General features: G+C 75.0%; 16 protein-coding genes. 7 read left to right on the forward strand and 9 right to left on the reverse strand.

Features of this window, described 5'->3' with window-relative positions; all coding sequences use genetic code 11:
* Nucleotides 1-2: 2 nt before the first annotated feature.
* Nucleotides 3-476 (reverse strand): NfeD family protein, encoded by a 474-nt coding sequence (locus ACSNOA_RS22885; RefSeq protein WP_436661267.1) that lies wholly within the window; start codon nt 474-476, stop codon nt 3-5.
* Between the two features lie 118 nt (nt 477-594).
* On the opposite strand from ACSNOA_RS22885, the gene ACSNOA_RS22890 reads away from it, so the two are divergent.
* Nucleotides 595-1,902: a serine hydrolase domain-containing protein gene (locus tag ACSNOA_RS22890; protein ID WP_436661269.1), complete on the forward strand. Its 1,308-nt coding sequence runs from the start codon at nt 595-597 to the stop codon at nt 1,900-1,902.
* Nucleotides 1,903-1,998: 96 nt separating this feature from the next.
* On the opposite strand, the gene ACSNOA_RS22895 is transcribed toward ACSNOA_RS22890, so the two are convergent.
* On the reverse strand, nt 1,999-2,811 hold the full coding sequence (locus tag ACSNOA_RS22895) for a DUF3097 domain-containing protein (protein ID WP_436661271.1): 813 nt from the start codon (nt 2,809-2,811) through the stop codon (nt 1,999-2,001).
* Between the two features lie 212 nt (nt 2,812-3,023).
* Here ACSNOA_RS22895 and ACSNOA_RS22900 point away from each other — a divergent pair, with 212 nt between their 5' ends.
* Nucleotides 3,024-3,818, forward strand: a complete 795-nt coding sequence (locus ACSNOA_RS22900) for a hypothetical protein (RefSeq protein WP_436661272.1) — start codon at nt 3,024-3,026, stop codon at nt 3,816-3,818.
* Nucleotides 3,819-3,938: 120 nt separating this feature from the next.
* Here the strand turns inward: ACSNOA_RS22900 and ACSNOA_RS22905 are convergent, their stop codons facing one another.
* From ACSNOA_RS22905 to fabG, 4 genes are all read right to left on the reverse strand, one after another.
* The gene (locus ACSNOA_RS22905; protein WP_436661273.1) at nt 3,939-4,718 is read right to left on the reverse strand and encodes an HAD-IIA family hydrolase; all 780 of its coding nucleotides are present in this window, start codon (nt 4,716-4,718) and stop codon (nt 3,939-3,941) included.
* Nucleotides 4,719-4,757: 39 nt separating this feature from the next.
* Complete coding sequence (locus ACSNOA_RS22910) at nt 4,758-5,789, reverse strand: ferrochelatase (RefSeq protein WP_436661275.1); 1,032 nt, start codon at nt 5,787-5,789, stop codon at nt 4,758-4,760.
* 103 nt (nt 5,790-5,892) lie between these two features.
* On the reverse strand, nt 5,893-6,660 hold the full coding sequence (gene fabI / locus ACSNOA_RS22915) for an enoyl-ACP reductase FabI (RefSeq protein WP_436661277.1): 768 nt from the start codon (nt 6,658-6,660) through the stop codon (nt 5,893-5,895).
* Between the two features lie 33 nt (nt 6,661-6,693).
* Complete coding sequence (fabG, locus tag ACSNOA_RS22920) at nt 6,694-7,398, reverse strand: 3-oxoacyl-ACP reductase FabG (RefSeq protein ID WP_436661278.1); 705 nt, start codon at nt 7,396-7,398, stop codon at nt 6,694-6,696.
* A 157-nt stretch (nt 7,399-7,555) separates the two neighbouring features.
* On the opposite strand from fabG, the gene ACSNOA_RS22925 reads away from it, so the two are divergent.
* The 5 genes from ACSNOA_RS22925 (at nt 7,556) to ACSNOA_RS22945 (ending at nt 11,904) form a co-directional block, all read left to right on the forward strand.
* A complete protein-coding gene (locus ACSNOA_RS22925; RefSeq protein WP_436661280.1) occupies nt 7,556-8,782 on the forward strand; it encodes a sensor histidine kinase in 1,227 nt (408 codons plus the stop codon).
* Nucleotides 8,779-9,441, forward strand: coding sequence for a response regulator (locus ACSNOA_RS22930; protein WP_436661282.1), 663 nt, complete (start codon nt 8,779-8,781; stop codon nt 9,439-9,441). The genes ACSNOA_RS22925 and ACSNOA_RS22930 overlap by 4 nt, the downstream gene beginning before the upstream one ends.
* Before the next feature lie 97 nt (nt 9,442-9,538).
* A complete protein-coding gene (locus ACSNOA_RS22935) occupies nt 9,539-10,435 on the forward strand; it encodes an alpha/beta hydrolase (protein ID WP_436661283.1) in 897 nt (298 codons plus the stop codon).
* On the forward strand, nt 10,432-11,565 hold the full coding sequence (locus ACSNOA_RS22940) for an acyltransferase family protein (RefSeq protein WP_436661285.1): 1,134 nt from the start codon (nt 10,432-10,434) through the stop codon (nt 11,563-11,565). The genes ACSNOA_RS22935 and ACSNOA_RS22940 overlap by 4 nt, the downstream gene beginning before the upstream one ends.
* Nucleotides 11,566-11,754: 189 nt before the next feature.
* Nucleotides 11,755-11,904, forward strand: coding sequence for a hypothetical protein (locus ACSNOA_RS22945; RefSeq protein ID WP_436661287.1), 150 nt, complete (start codon nt 11,755-11,757; stop codon nt 11,902-11,904).
* Between the two features lie 84 nt (nt 11,905-11,988).
* On the opposite strand, the gene ACSNOA_RS22950 is transcribed toward ACSNOA_RS22945, so the two are convergent.
* From ACSNOA_RS22950 to ACSNOA_RS22960, 3 genes are read right to left on the reverse strand one after another with little or no spacing between them, the layout of a single operon-like run.
* Nucleotides 11,989-12,939 (reverse strand): VWA domain-containing protein, encoded by a 951-nt coding sequence (locus ACSNOA_RS22950; RefSeq protein WP_436661288.1) that lies wholly within the window; start codon nt 12,937-12,939, stop codon nt 11,989-11,991.
* Nucleotides 12,936-13,934: a DUF58 domain-containing protein gene (locus ACSNOA_RS22955; protein ID WP_436661290.1), complete on the reverse strand. Its 999-nt coding sequence runs from the start codon at nt 13,932-13,934 to the stop codon at nt 12,936-12,938. The genes ACSNOA_RS22950 and ACSNOA_RS22955 overlap by 4 nt, the downstream gene beginning before the upstream one ends.
* Entirely contained in the window at nt 13,913-15,019 is a 1,107-nt protein-coding gene (locus ACSNOA_RS22960) for an AAA family ATPase (RefSeq protein ID WP_436661292.1), read from the reverse strand. The genes ACSNOA_RS22955 and ACSNOA_RS22960 overlap by 22 nt, the downstream gene beginning before the upstream one ends.
* Between the last annotated feature and the right edge of the window lie 82 nt (nt 15,020-15,101).

Below are 15,101 nucleotides of genomic sequence, written 5' to 3' on the forward strand. Positions count from 1 at the left end.
GTTCACCCTCTCGCTTCCGGCAGCTCACCGGCGGAAGAAACGTCGTCCTGCCACACCAGGGCCGTGGCGCCCCGGACCTTTATCACCCGCACCCGCAGACCCGGCTCGAACGACTGCGTCGCGTCGTACGGCCGGGCGGTCCACAGCTCACCGTCGATCTTCACGAGGCCGTGCTCGGCGTCCACCCGCTCCAAAACCAGCGCGCTGGCGCCCTCGAGCGCCTCCACCCCGAAGGGCTGCTCACCGCTCTCCAGCGCGGAACGCCGGTGCCGCTGGATCACCGGCCGCACCAGGGCCACGGTGAGCGCCGAGACCGCCGCGAACACCAGCGCCTGCACGGCCGTCGGCGCACCGAGCGCCGCCGCACCGGCCGCCGCGAACGCACCGGCCGCGAACATGATCAGAAAGAGCGTCGTCGTGAAGATCTCGGCGACCGCCAGCACCACACCCAACACGATCCACAGCACGGCGTCCACACCACGATCGTGACACGCAAATGCACGCGCGGCTGCCCCGCGAAGATCAGTAAGCTCGGCGGCACCGCGCCCGGCACGGCCCGGGCGGCGCGCCGACCGGCCCGACCGAGGAGAGCCCGTGCACCTGCTGCCCGACACCGCCCGTCAGGTCGACGTCCTGGTCTCCCAGGCCCAGGCCACGGGACGCAGCCCATCGGTGGTGATGGGCGTGGTCCGCGACGGCGCGCTGGCGCACCTGGCCGCCGCCGGTGAGCATCCCCGGCCCGACGCCGACCTGCAGTACCGGATCGGCTCCATCAGCAAGACCATGACCGCCACGCTGGTGATGCAGGAGCGCGACGCCGGCCGGCTGGCCCTGGACGACCGCCTCGAGGAGCACCTGCCCGGCACCGGGGTGGGCGACCTCACCCTGCGCCAGATGCTCGGACACGCCGGCGGCCTGCAACGCGAGCCGGGAGGCGAGTGGTGGGAACGCGCCGAGGGCGTGGACCTGGCGACGCTGCTCGCCGGGGTGAGCGCCACCAAGATCGCATACCCGCCGCACCGGGCCTACCACTACTCCAACCTCGCGTACGGGCTACTCGGCGGAGTGCTGGAACGGCTCACGGGAACGCCGTGGGCCAGGCTGCTCCGGGAGCGGATCCTCGACCCGCTCGGCATGGACCGCACCACGTACGCGGCCACCGAGCCGTTCGCCCGCGGCTACGTGGTGCATCCGTGGCACGGGACGCTGCGCGAGGAGCCGCGTACCGACACCGGTGCGATGGCGCCGGCCGGCCAACTGTGGTCCACGGTCGCCGACCTGGCGCGCTGGGCGGCGTTCCTGGCCGACCCGACGCCCGAGGTGCTCGCGCCGGACACCCTGACCGAGATGTGCGCGCCCGTCGTGATGAGCGACCTCGACTCGTGGACCGGCGGGCACGGCCTCGGGCTGGAGCTGTACCGCGACGGGGACCGGGTGTCCGTCGGGCACGGCGGGTCGATGCCCGGGTACGTGGCCGCCCTCGCCGTGCACCGCCCGAGCCGTACGGCCGTTGTCGGCTACGCCAACGCGTACGGCTTCGGGATCGGTGGCCTCGGGCGACGGATCCTCACCGCGGTGCTCGACGCCGAACCGGCCCTTCCCCGGCCCTGGCTCCCCACCGCCGCGACCCCGCCCGCCGAGGTCGCCGAGCTGACCGGCCGCTGGTGGTGGATGGGCGTACCCCTCGACGTCACCTGGGACGGCGCCGCGGGCGAGCTGGTGGCTCTCCTGCGCGGCGAGCGGCGGAGCCGGTTCGTCCCCGAGGGGCCGGACCGCTGGCGCGGACGCTCCGGGCCGGAGAACGGCGAGATCCTGTCGGTGCTCCGCGACGCGACGGGCGCGATCACGGCACTGGACGTCGCCACGTTCCTGTTCACCCGCACGCCGGACTCGGAACCCTGACCCCCGATCCCCTCGCGATCTTGCAGTTTGTGCCCGGGCGAAAGGTGCGAACCGGCACAGGCCAGGGGCCGAAAGTGCAAGATCGCGGGGAAAGGGTCAGGTGGGGTCCGTCACGAAGTCGATGAGGCGTTCCATCGCGTTGATGAGCGGGGTCTCGACGTCGGCGAAGGTGTTCACCCGGGACAGGATGTGCCGCCACATGTCGGCCGGCTCGGCCACGCCCAGGGCCGCGCAGACGCCCTCCTTCCAGGGCCGCCCCGGTGGCACCACCGGCCACGCGGCGATGCCGATCGCCGCCGGCCGGACCGCCTGCCACACGTCGACGTACGGGTGACCGGTCACCAGCACGTGCGGTGAGGTCACCTTCGCGACGATCCGGCTCTCCTTCGAGCCCGGCACCAGGTGGTCGACGAGCACACCGAGCCGCCGGCCCGGCCCGGGCGCGAACGCGCGCACCTCGGCGTCGAGGGCGTCGACGCCGTCGAGCGGCTCGACCACCACGCCCTCGATGCGCAGGTCGTCGCCCCAGATCCGCTCAACGAGGGCGGCGTCGTGCACGCCCTCCACCCAGATCCGGCTCGCCTTCGCCACCTGCGCGCGTACCCCGTCCAGGGCGATCGAACCGGAGGCCGTCCGGCGGCGCGGCGCCGGCGCGGGGTTGCGCGCCGGGCGGCGCAGGGTGACCGGCTGGCCGTCCAGCAGGAACGCGGCGGGCAGCAGCGGGAAGTTGCGCCGCTTGCCGTGCCGGTCCTCGAGGACCACCGCCCCGGACTCGAAACCGACCACGGCGCCGCAAAAGCCGGAGTCGGCGTCCTCGACCACGAGGTCGGGCTCGGCGTCGACCTCGGGTACGACCCTGCGCCGTCGCCAGTTCCCCGCCAACACGTCGCTCTCGTACCGCCGCGCCATGTCGATCACGCTAACCGCCCCTCCCGTCCGCGACACGCCGCCACGCCGCCGCCCGCCACGCCACCGCTTCGGCACGCGCCGGGCGCCGGTGGCCCAGCCGGAAGGGAGGTGGCGGGCGGGCACGGAGGGGGCGAAGCGCGCAGTCCGGGGCAGGCGACGCCGCCGGGCCGGCAGCCGAGACACAGCCGGTGGTGACCACGTACCCTTTCGGCATGTCCACCCCCGCAGCGGGCGCGGCGACGCTGGCGCCCCGCCGGTCGAGCCGGTTCGTTGCCTGGGTACGCGCGTGGCGTGCCGGGCTGGTGCCCTTTGACGAGGTCGCCGACGCGATCGCCGGCGACGAGGAGCACCTGGTCGCCGACGCTCCCGGCACCTGGACCGACGTGCCGCTCGGCGAAGCCCTGCCCACCCTGGCCAAGCTCTCGCCCGACGAGATCCGCCTGGTGCTGCCCGCGCCGGGGGACCCCCGCGGGCTGCCCGGGCCGGGCGACTTCGCGGGTGCGGCGCTGCTCACCGGCGAGGCGGTCGTGGCCGGTGGCCTGGGGCTGATCCCGCAGGTACGCACGCACACCTCGGGCTCCGGGGACATCTTCGAGACGGTGCTGTGGCGGGTCTACCCGCTGCCCGCCGACGCCCCCGCCGCGTCGCTCACCCTGCCGGGGGCCGCCGAGGCGGAGGCGGAACTGGCCGTCGCGCTCGCCGAGACGACCGCCGCGCTGACCCGCCTCGACGTGGCCCAGTGGCGGCCGGAGCTGGCCGGCGCGCTGGAGGCCCTGCGCCGGCCGGACGGCGCCACGGACCTGCCGCCGGGCTTCGACCCGCGTGCCCGCCGGCTCTTCGCGCGGGCCGCCGTGCTGGACCGGGTGCTCGCCCTGGCCGGGCACGCCGCGCCGGGCGGTGCCATCAACAACTACGAGGCGCAGCAGCGCGACGCCGCCCTGCGCCCGCTGACCACCGCCTGCCGGCAGGCCCTGGTCGCCGCCTGCAACGCGCCGCTTCGACCCTGAGGAGGAGCCGTGGAGGTCGCCGTCATCAGCGTCCTGGTCGCCGTCGAGGTGCTCTTCCACGGCTGGATCTACCGGACGGTGTTCCAGAACCGGCCGCGCCGCCGCGGCTGACCCGCCGGGTCAGAGCTCGTCGATGAGGTCGGCCACCGACTCGACGATTCGCGACGGCCGGTACGGGTAGCGCTCCGCCTCGGCCCGGGTGCTGATGCCCGTCAGCACGAGGATGGTCTCCAGCCCGGCCTCCAGGCCACAGAGGATGTCCGTGTCCATCCGGTCGCCGATCATCGCGGTGCTCTCCGAGTGCGCGTTGATCGTGTTGAGGGCGGACCGCATCATCATCGGGTTGGGCTTGCCCACGAAGTACGGCTCGATGCCGGTCGCCTTCGAGACCATGGCGGCCACCGAGCCGGCGGCGGGCAGCGCGCCCTCGACCGACGGCCCGGTGACGTCGGGATTCGTGCAGATGAACCGCGCCCCGTCGTTGATCAGCCGGATCGCCTTGGTGATCGCCTCGAAGCTGTAGGTGCGGGTCTCCCCCAGCACCACGTAGTCCGGCGCGAAGTCGGTCAGCACGTAGCCGACCGCGTGCAGGGCGGTGGTGAGCCCGGCCTCCCCGATGACGTACGCGGTGCCGCCCGGCCGCTGGTCCGCGAGGAACTGGGCGGTGGCCAGCGCCGACGACCAGATCGCCTCCTCCGGCACGTCCAGCCCCATGCGGCTGAGCCGGGCCTGCAGGTCCCGAGGCGTGTAGATCGAGTTGTTGGTGAGCACCAGGAACGGCTTGCCGGAGGCGCGCAGGCGCTTCACGAACTCCGGCGCGCCGGGCACGGGCTGGCCCTCGTGGACCAGCACGCCGTCCATGTCGGTGAGCCAGCTCTCCACGGGCTTACGGTCGAGCATCGGTGCTCCCCTGCGGGTGTCGTCGGGCGCGGATCGGTGTCACGGGCGGCGGGGCGGCACGCAGCACACCGCCGGGCAGGTGTCCCACATCGGCAGCTCGCCGAGACGGCGGCGCAGCCGCGCGCCGTCCGGGTCGGTCCGCTCGGTGACCAGTTCCCGGACCATCGCCACGAAACGCGGGTCGACGCCGGGGGTGGCGGCGCGGACGAAGTCCAGGCCCAGCTGGGCGGCCGTCTGCCGCGCCTCGGTGTCCAGGTCCCAGACCACCTCCAGGTGGTCGGAGACGAACCCGATGGGGCTGACCACCACGCTGGTGGTGGCCCCCGCCTTGGCGAGCGCCGCCAGATGGTCGTTGACGTCCGGCTCCAGCCACGGCACCTGCGGCGGGCCGGAGCGGCTCTGCCAGACCAGGTCGTACGGGAGGTCGGGGGCGGCGGCCGCGGCCACCAGCCGGGCGGTCTCGTGCAGCTGGGCCTCGTACCGGCCGCCGTGCGGGCCGGCGCTCGCGGCCATCGAGACCGGCACCGAGTGTGCGGTGAAGACGAGCCGGGTGGAGTCCCGCTTCGCGGGGTCGAGCTGGGCGAGGGCCGCCGCCACGGCGTCGGCGTGCGGCTCGACGAAGCCCGGGTGGTCCCAGAACTGGCGCAGCTTCTCGATCACCGGCGCGTCCGCGCCCACGGCGGCCCGGGCCGCCGCGATGTCCTCCTGGTACTGCCGGCAGGAGGAGTAGCCGCCGTACGCGCTCGTGACGAACGCGAGCGCCCGCGTGACCCCGTCGTCGCGCATCTGGCCGACGGTGTCGGCGAGCATGGGGTGCCAGTTGCGGTTGCCCCAGTAGATCGGCAGATCGAGGCCGTTCGCGTCGAAGTCGGCGCGGATCGCGGCGAGCAGGTCCCGGTTCTGCTGGTTGATCGGGGAGACGCCGCCGAAGTGCTGGTAGTGCTCGGCGACCTCGGCCAGCCGCTCCGGTGGCACGCCCCGGCCCCGGGTGACGTTCTGGAGGAACGGCACCACGTCCTCGGGCCGCTCCGGGCCACCGAAGCTCACCAGCACCAACGCGTCGTACGCCATGGTCCCATTCTTCCCCGCGCCGCCGGACACCCGGCGGGGCCCCCGCCCCACGCCACCCACGGGCGCCCCGCCGCCGCCGGCGGTGGGGCGCACCGGGCGCCGGTCAGGCGCCGAGGGCGTGGTAGCCGCCGTCGACGTGCACGATCTCGCCGGTGGTGGCCGGGAACCAGTCGGAGAGCAGGGCCAGGCAGGCCCGGGCGGCCGGCTCCTGGTCGGTGAGGCTCCAGCCCAGCGGGGCCCGCTCGGTCCAGGCGTCCTCGAACTGCTCGAAGCCGGGGATCGACTTCGCGGCCATGGTGCGCAGCGGGCCCGCCGAGACGAGGTTGCTGCGGATGCCCCGCTTGCCCAGGTGCAGGGCCAGGTAGCGGGAGGCGGACTCCAGCCCGGCCTTGGCCACGCCCATCCAGTCGTAGACCGGCCACGCCTTGGTGGCGTCGAACGTGAGGCCGACCACGGCGCCGCCCTCGGACATGAGCGGCAGCGCCGCCATGGCGAGCGACTTGTACGAGTACGTCGAGACGTGCAGCGCGGTGGCGACGTCCTCCCACGAGGCGTCGAGGAAGCCGCCGCCGAGGCAGCTCTGCGGGGCGAACCCGATGGAGTGGACGACGCCGTCCAGGCCGTCGACGTGCTCGCGTACCTTGTCGGCGAGCCCGTCGAGGTGCTCCTGGTTCGTGACGTCGAGCTCGATCACGGGGGCGGGCTCGGGCAGCCGCTTGGCGATCCGCTCCACCAGGGAGAGCCGCCCGAAGCCGGTCAGCACGACCTGCGCCCCGTTCTCCTGGGCGAGCTTCGCCACCGAGAAGGCGATCGAGGCGTCGGTGATGACGCCGGTGACCAGCAGCCGCTTACCGGCCAGCAGTCCGGACATGCCGGGGTTCCTCCGTCCTGTGTGGGGAATCGGTCAGTGGCCCATGCCCAGGCCGCCGTCGACCGGGATGACGGCGCCGGAGATGTAGGCCGCGGTGTCCCCGGCGAGCCAGGTGACGGCCGCCGCGACCTCGTCCGGGTGGGCCATCCGGCCGGCCGGGATCGACTTGAGGATCTCCGCCCGGCGCTCCTCGGTCAGTACGGCGGTCATGTCGGTGTCGATGAAGCCGGGCGCGACGACGTTGGCCGTGATGTTGCGGGTGCCCAGCTCCCGGGTGATCGAGCGCGCCACGCCGACCAGCCCCGCCTTGCTGGCCGCGTAGTTGACCTGGCCGGCGCCGCCGGACAGGCCGACCACCGACGAGATGAAGATCATGCGGCCCCACCGGGCGCGCAGCATCTTGGTCGAGGCGCGCTTGGCGCAGCGGAAGGCGCCGGTCAGGTTGGTGTCGAGCACGCGGCTGAACTGCTCCTCGGACATCCGCATCAGCAGCGTGTCGTCGGTCATGCCGGCGTTGGCGACCAGCACCTCGACCGGCCCCAGCTCCGCCTCGATCGCGCTGAAGCCCGCGTCCACCGACTCGGCGTCGGTCACGTCGCACCGCACGCCGAAGAACCCCGCGGGGGCCTCGCCGCTGCGGTAGGTCACCGCCACCCGGTCACCCTGCTTGGCGAAGGCCTGCGCGATGGCCAGGCCGATCCCCCGGTTGCCTCCGGTGACCAGCACGGTTCGGGCCACGGTTCCCCCTTGCGACGTCGTCAGCGCGGACGGGTCGGAGCCTAGGCGCTACCCGCAGGTAAGCGCTAACCGGAGTGCGGTGTCGCACCGGGGTACGACACCGGGATCGGTCCCTGGTGGGACGACCGGCCGGCCGGTGCGCCGTAGGCTGCCGACGGTGGACCACCCGATCATGGTGCTGTGGCGCGGCCTGCGCCGAGCGGTCGCCGGGCCCGACGACCCGCCCGGCCGGTCGCCGCTCGCCCGCTGGCCGCGGCTGCGCCCGTACGCGACCCCGGCCGGCCTGCTCGCGGTCGTCGGCCTGTTCGCGGCCACGCTGGCCGAGGAGACCGACCGGCGGTTGCCGGCTCCCGTGGCGGTGCTGTTCGCCGCGATGACCGTGGCCCCGCTGCCGGCCCTGCCGCGGCGGCCGCTGCTGGCCTGGCGGCTGACCGTCCTCGCCCTGCTGGTCTGCACCTTCAACGCACCGCGGGACGCCGACTGGCCCTGGAACCCGGCCCTGGTGTTCGGCGCGATCGTGGTGTTCGCCGTGACGGCGGCCCGGGTGGACCGTCCGGTGCTGGTCTGGGTCGTGGCGATCACGGCGGTGCCGGTGCTCGTGATGGTCGACCCGTCCGCCCGCGCGGGTGTTCTGCTGCTGCTCGGCGTGCTGGCGGTCCTCGGCGACCTGGTGCGGCGCAACCGGCTTTCGCGCCGGGCGCTCGCGGCGCAGACGGAGCTCAGCGAGCGGGAGCAGGAGCGCCGGGCCGTCCTGGAGGAGCGGGCCCGCATCGCCCGGGAGATGCATGACGTGGTGGCCCACCACATGTCGATGATCGCCGTGCGGGCGGAGACCGCGCCGTACCGGCTCGGCGAGGTGCCCGACCCGGCCCGCGACGAGTTCTCGGCCATCGCCGGCGCCGCCCGCGCCGCCCTCACCGACATGCGACGGCTGCTCGGCGTGCTGCGCAGCGAGTCGGAGCAGGCACGGACCGCGCCGCAACCCGGCCTCGCGGACCTGCCGGCGCTGGTGGCGTCCGCCCGGCGCGCCGGCATGACGGTGACCCTCGACACGGACGTCCCCACCGACCCGCCGGCGCCGGTGGGGCTCGCCGCGTACCGGATCGCCCAGGAGGGGCTGGCCAACGCGGCCCGGCACGCGGCCGGCGCCGCGGTGCGCGTCACGGTGCGCGCCGCCACCGGCGAGCTGGCCGTACGCGTGGTAAACGACGGCGCCGGAGCCCCGGGGCCGGAGGGCCGCGGGGGCGGCCACGGGCACGGGCTGACCGGCATGCGGGAACGTGCCGTCGCCCTCGGCGGCACCTTCACCGCCGGAACCACCGACGACGGCGGCTACGCGGTGGACGCGCGGCTGCCCTGTGACGGAGAGGACGGAACCCCATGATCCGGGTGCTGATCGCCGACGACCAGGCGATGGTGCGGCAGGGCTTCGGCGCGCTGCTCGCCGCCCAGCCGGACCTGCTCGTGGTCGGCGACGCCGCGGACGGCGCCCAGGCGGTCGCGGCGGCCCGCCGGCTCGACCCGGACGTGGTGCTCATGGACGTCCGGATGCCCGTCCTGGACGGGCTCGCCGCCACCCGGAAGCTGCTCGGCGACCGGCCCGCACAACGACCCCGGGTGCTCATCCTCACCACCTTCGACCTGGACGACTACGTCTACGAGGCGCTGCGCGCCGGGGCGAGCGGCTTCCTGCTCAAGGACGCCCCCGCCGCCGACCTGGTGCAGGCCGTACGGGTGGTGGCGGCCGGGGACGCGCTGCTCGCCCCCGCCGTGACCCGCCGGCTCATCGCCGAGTTCGCGGCCCGCCCCGAGCGACACCGGCCCCGCCCCACCGAGCTGGCCGCGCTCACCGCGCGGGAGACCGAGGTGCTGCGGCTGATCGCCCGGGGCCGCTCCAACCAGGAGATCGCGGCCGACCTGGTGGTCGCCGAGCAGACCGTGAAGACGCACGTCGGCCGGATCCTCGCGAAGCTGCACCTGCGGGACCGGGCGCAGGCGGTGGTGCTGGCGTACGAGACGGGTCTGGTCGCCGCCGGCGAGTAGCACCCAGGTACCGCGCCCCGGACGGCTCCCCGGGGTGACGCCGCCGCACCGCTTCGGGCCGCACTCTCCCATTCCGAACTGCGGAAGGGAGAACCCGATGCACTGGCACGGTCCCGCCCGGACGGCGCTGGCCGCCCTGCTCGGCGCCGGTCTGGTCCTGCCCGGCCCTCCGGAGCCCGTCGGCGCGGCCGGGTTCGTCGAGGCGTACCCGGTCACGGCGGCGGCGATGCGCGCGGCCGGTCCCCCGTACGCCGAATGGGCCGCGCAGGGGCGCCGGTTCCTGCTGTTCGACACTCACGGCGACGGCCGGGCCGTCGAGGTCCGGGGCGACCTCGCCACGGCGGAGCGGATCGTCGTGCTGGTGCCCGGCGTGGGAAGCACGCTGCGCGACTTCGACCGGGGGCTGGGCGGGGTGACCCGGCGGGCGCCCGCGGCGCAGGCCGAGGAGCTGTACCGGGCGGCGCGGGCCGTCGACCCGCAGGCCCGGGTGGCCGTCCTGGCCTGGCTCGGCTACGACACGCCCGACGGCGTCCTCGCCGCGGCCGGCACCGCGGACGCCCGCCGGGGCGCCACAGCGCTGCGCGGGCTGCTGCGTGGGCTGGCCGCGCACCGGCCCTCGGCCACCGTCACGCTGGTCGGGCACAGCTACGGCGCGCTCGTGGCGGGTATGGCGGTGGTCGGCGCGCCGGCGCAGGTCACCGACGTGGTGACCCTGGGCGGCGTCGGAGCGGGTGTGGACCGCGCCGCCGGGCTCGGCCCGACGCGGCGGGTGTGGGCCGCCGAGGCGCCGGACGACTGGATCCGGCGGGTGCCGCCGGTCCGGCTGCCCGGTCTCGGACACGGCCGACGCCCCGCCGACCCGGCCTTCGGCGCCCGCGCCCTGCCGGTGACCGGTGCCCACGGGCACGACGCTTACCTCGTCCCCGGCAGCGCGACGCTGACCGCGGTGGCGGCGGTCGCGCTCAGCGGCAGGGTCCCGGCGGTGGCGCCGTGAGGCGGGACCGCGCGGTCGACGCGCTGCGCGCGTACGCGGTGGGCGGGGTGGTGCTCGGGCACTGGCTGGTGACCGGGCTGGTGCTCGTCCCGGACGGGTCGCTGCGCCAGGCCAGCCCGCTCGCCGCGATGCCCGACCTGGCGCCGGTGACCTGGGTGCTGCAGACCCTGGGCCTGTTCTTCTTCACGGCCGGGTACGCCTCCGCCCGCTCCGCCGCCCGGCACCCCGGCGGCACGGCGAGCTGGCTCGCCCGCCGCCTGCGCCGGCTGGTGCTGCCCACCGTGGCGCTGCTCGGCACCGGCGCCGCCGTGCTGCTGGCCGCCACCGTGGCCGGCACGCCGGACGGCACGCTGGCCGTGGCGCTGACCCTCGCGGTGAGTCCACTGTGGTTCCTGCTGCCGATCGCCGCCCTCGTGGCGTCGACCGGCCCGCTGCGCACGGCCGTACGCCGCTTCGGGCCGTGGCGGTGCGTGGCGCCGGCCGTGGCCACGGTGGCCGCCGCGGACCTCGTAGCCCGGCTGCTCCCGCCGGCCGGCGCTCTGCTGCCGGTCAGCCTGCTCGCCGCCTGGGCGGTGCCCTACCTGCTCGGCCTGGCGCACGCCGACGGCCGGCTGGCCGGGCGCCGGCCGGCGGCCATGCTCGCGGTCGGCGGCGCCGTGGCCCTCGCCGCCCTCCTGGCGGTCGGCTACCCGGCCAGCGCCGTCGGCGTGCCCGGTGCCGGGATCTCCAACCTGCATCCGCCGTCGCTGTTCGCGGTGGCCCTGGCCGCCACCCAGGTCGGGCTGGGCCTGGTCGCCCGCCCCGCGCTGCTGCGCCTCGCCGACCGCCCACTCGCCGCGCGGGCGGTGACGGCCGTCAACCGGCAGGCGATGCGGATCTACCTCTGGCACCAACCGGTGCTGGTCGGGATCACGGTGCTCGCCGCCCGCGCCGGCGAGCCGTTCCCCGGCCTGCACACCGCGCCGGACGGCCCCGGCTGGCTGCTGGCCCGCGCCTGCTGGCTGCCGCTTCTCGCGCTGGTGCTGGCGCTGCTCGTCCGCCGGGGTTCCCGGGACCCGGCCGATCACGCGGCCCGCCGCGCCCCGGTGTACGATGTTCGTCGTTCGAGCCCCGCCGACTATAGGAGGTGATCGCTGTGCGAGATAGCGATCCTCCCAGTCGTGGCCGGGCCGATCGTCAGCCCCGCTGAGCCACGGCTGCAGCAGGTGAGCTGACCCAGCTCCGCTCCTCCGCGTCCCCGCCCCCGACCGCCGGTCGGGGTCGCGGCGTGTGCCGCCCGCTTCCCGGGCGGTCCGGGAGCCGCCCGGTCACGACTTCGTGTGTGCGTCCTGATCCACCCCACGGCCCGCCCTTCCCCCGGGTCGTCCAGTCGCCACTCGGAGCCGTCCATGAGCCGCTACGTCGCCCCGCTGGGGTTCACCCTCGCCGCCGTCTGGGTGGCCTTCCTGTTCGTCCTCGCCGGCCGCTGACCGGCGCCGGTTCACCGACCCGCCGCCCTCGCGGCCGGCCGGGGCGCACCCGCCCCCGCCGGCCGCGAGGGCGGCCGGCCGTTCTCACAGCATCCGGGACGTCCAGAGCAGGCTGAGCGCGCCCGCGCAGAGCGCGAGCAGCAGCGCCACCCCGGCGTACCACTGCGTCACCTCCCGCGGTTCCGTCCGGAACCCGATCGAGCTGCCCATGTCCTGGTAGACCTGCTTCAGCTCGTTCACCGAGGCCGCCTCGTAGAAGTACCCCTCCGTGGTCTCGGCCAGCTCCGCGAGGGCCAACCGGTCCACCGGCACCCGTTGCAGCTGCCCGCCGATGTCGACCTGGCCCACGTCGGTGCCGAACGCGATCGTGGAGACCGGCACGTTGGCCGCCTGCGCGGCCGCGGCCGCCTCCTCCACCGACCGGCCGGACGTCCGGTAGCCGTCCGAGAGCAGCACGATCCGGGCCGGGGGGATCCCGGCGGCCCCGTCGGCGGGCACCGACCGGATCGCCTCCAGGCAGGTGAAGACCGCCTCGCCGGTCGCGGTCGCCTCGGCCAGCACGAGCCCGTCGATCGCGCCGGTCACGGCGTCCCGGTCCTTCGTGGGTGGGACAAGCACGTTCGCCGACTTGGCGAAGGACACCAACCCCAGGTTGTACGTCTCCGGCAACTCGCCCACGAACTGCTTGGCCGCCTCCTGGGCGGCCTCCAGCCGGTTGGGCGCCACGTCGTCGGCCTGCATCGACAGGGACACGTCGATGGCGAGCATGATGGTGGCCCGCTCCAGCGGCTCCTTGGTGTCCACGGCCGGGCGCGCCAACGCCGTGGCGAGCACCAGCAGGCAGAGCAGGAACGCGGTCGCCGGCGCGTGCCGACGCCAGCCCAGCCCCTTGGGCACGAGGGTGCGCAGCAGGTCCACGTTGGTGAACCGCACCGCGTACGCCCGGCGGTGCAACTGCCGCCAGACGTAGAAGGCGGCGAGGGCGAGCACCGGCAGCACGGCCAGCAGCCACCACGGTTGCAGAAAACGGATCATCGTGTCGTCCCCCGGGTGCGGGCGTGCCGCTGCGCGGCCACGAAGCGCACCATGTCCAGCAGCCAGTCTCGGTCGGTACGCAGTCGCAGGTGAGCGGCGCCGGCGCCACGCAGCGCGGCGGAGATCTCCGCACGCTGGGCGGCGGCGGCCTCGGCGTAGCGGCGGCGCAGCTTCGGGTCGGCGGTCTGCACCTCGTGCAACTCACCGGTTTCCGGGTCGACCACCGGCAGCACGCCCACGTCGGGCAGCTCCAGCTCGCGCGGGTCGACCACTTCGACAGCCACCACGTCGTGCCGTACCCGCAGCTTGCGCAGCGGTCGGGCCCACTGGGCGGGCGGCGCGAGGAAGTCGGAGATGACCACAGCGACGCCGCGCCGCCGCGGCGGCCGGTTCAGCATGTCGACGAGGGCGCCCAGGTCGCTGCGGCCGGGCCGGACGTCCGTGCCGGCGATCGCGCGGAGCAGGGCCTGCGCCTCCCGGCGGCCGTTGCGCGCCGGCAGCCGCGTCAGCACCCCGGGCCAGGCGGGTGGCGGAACACCGCGGCGACGCCCGCTCGGCGGGGCCGCGGGCCCACCGGTGCCGATGACCGCGCCCACGCGGTTGCCGCCGCGCACCGTCAGGTGGGTGATCGCCGCGGCGGCGGCCACCACCACCTCCCGCTTGAGCCACCGCCCGGTGCCGAAGTCCAGGCTCGCCGAGAGGTCCACGGCCAGCCACGTCTCCAGTTCCCGGTCGGCGATCGTCCGCCGCACGTGCGGGCTCGTGGTGCGCGCGGTCACCGGCCAGTCCATCCGGCGTACGTCGTCGCCGGGCCGGTACTCGCGGGACTCCCCCGCCTCGCTACCGGGCCCCGGCAGCAGCCCCGCGTAGTCGCCCTGGAGCAGGCCGTCCAGCTTGCGGGTGACCAGCAGCTGCAGGCGCGACAGGACGGCCTCCGACCGGTCCGCCGGAGCGGGGCGAGGGGTGGCTGAGGTCACGGGCGCGGCCCGGGCCACGCGGCGTTCGGCGGCGGGGCGAGCGGCGGCGGTGTCGCCTGCTGGCGGGGCGCCACCGAGGGCAGTGGGATGGTCGACATCACGCGGTGCACGATGTGGTCGGCCGGCACGTCGTCGGCCAGCGCGTCGTAACTGAGCACCAGCCGGTGGCGCAGGATGTCCGGGGCGATGTCCTGCACGTCCTGCGGCAGCGCGTAGTCCCGGCCGCGCAGCAGCGCGAGCGCCCGGGTGGCGCGCACCAGGCCGAGCGAGGCCCGCGGGCTCGCGCCGTACTGGATGAGCTGCGCGACGTCCGGCATCCCGTGCTCGGCCGGTGAGCGGGTCGCGAGCACGAGCCGGACCGCGTAGTCGACCAGCGCGTTGTGCACGAACACCTGGTCCGCCTTGCGTTGCAGGGCGAGCAGGTCGGCGCTCGTGAAGACCGCGGACGGCTCGGGGGCGGCCACGCCCATCCGGTAGACGATCTCGCGTTCCTCGGCGTCGGTGGGGTAACCCACGACGATCTTCATGAGGAAGCGGTCCCGCTGCGCCTCCGGGAGCGGGTAGACGCCCTCCTGCTCGATCGGGTTCTGGGTGGCCATCACGAGGAACGGGTCCGGCACCCGGTGGGTCTCACCGCCGATGGACACCTGCCGCTCGCTCATCACCTCCAGCAGCGCCGACTGCACCTTGGCGGGCGCCCGGTTGATCTCGTCGGCGAGGAGGAAGTTGACGAAGACCGGGCCCAGCTCGACGTCGAACTTCTCGCTGGACTGCCGGTAGATGCGGGTGCCCATGATGTCGGCCGGCACCAGGTCCGGCGTGAACTGCACCCGGGCGAAGGAGCCACCGACGACCTTGGCCAGGGTTTCGACGGCGAGGGTCTTGGCCACGCCGGGCACGCCCTCGAGCAGGCAGTGGCCCCGGGCGAGGAGCGCGACGACCATCCGCTCCACCATCCGGTCCTGCCCGACGATCACCCGCTTGATCTCGAACAGCGCCCGTTCCAACAGGGTCGCGTCCTCGGCGGGGGTGGTCACCGGCGCGGGCGACTGCGGTGCGGCCCCGTTCGGCGTCGGGGCGTCGGGCGTGGTCGGCTGGGCCACCGGTCCTCCACAGCATGATCGGTTGTCGCGGCGTGGTGCGTATCAAGACTCGCATGCCCGGCTGAGTACCGAGGTGGGGAGA

The sequence above is a fragment of the Micromonospora sp. URMC 103 genome (genome assembly GCF_051386435.1).
Classification (GTDB): Bacteria; Actinomycetota; Actinomycetes; order Mycobacteriales; family Micromonosporaceae; genus Micromonospora.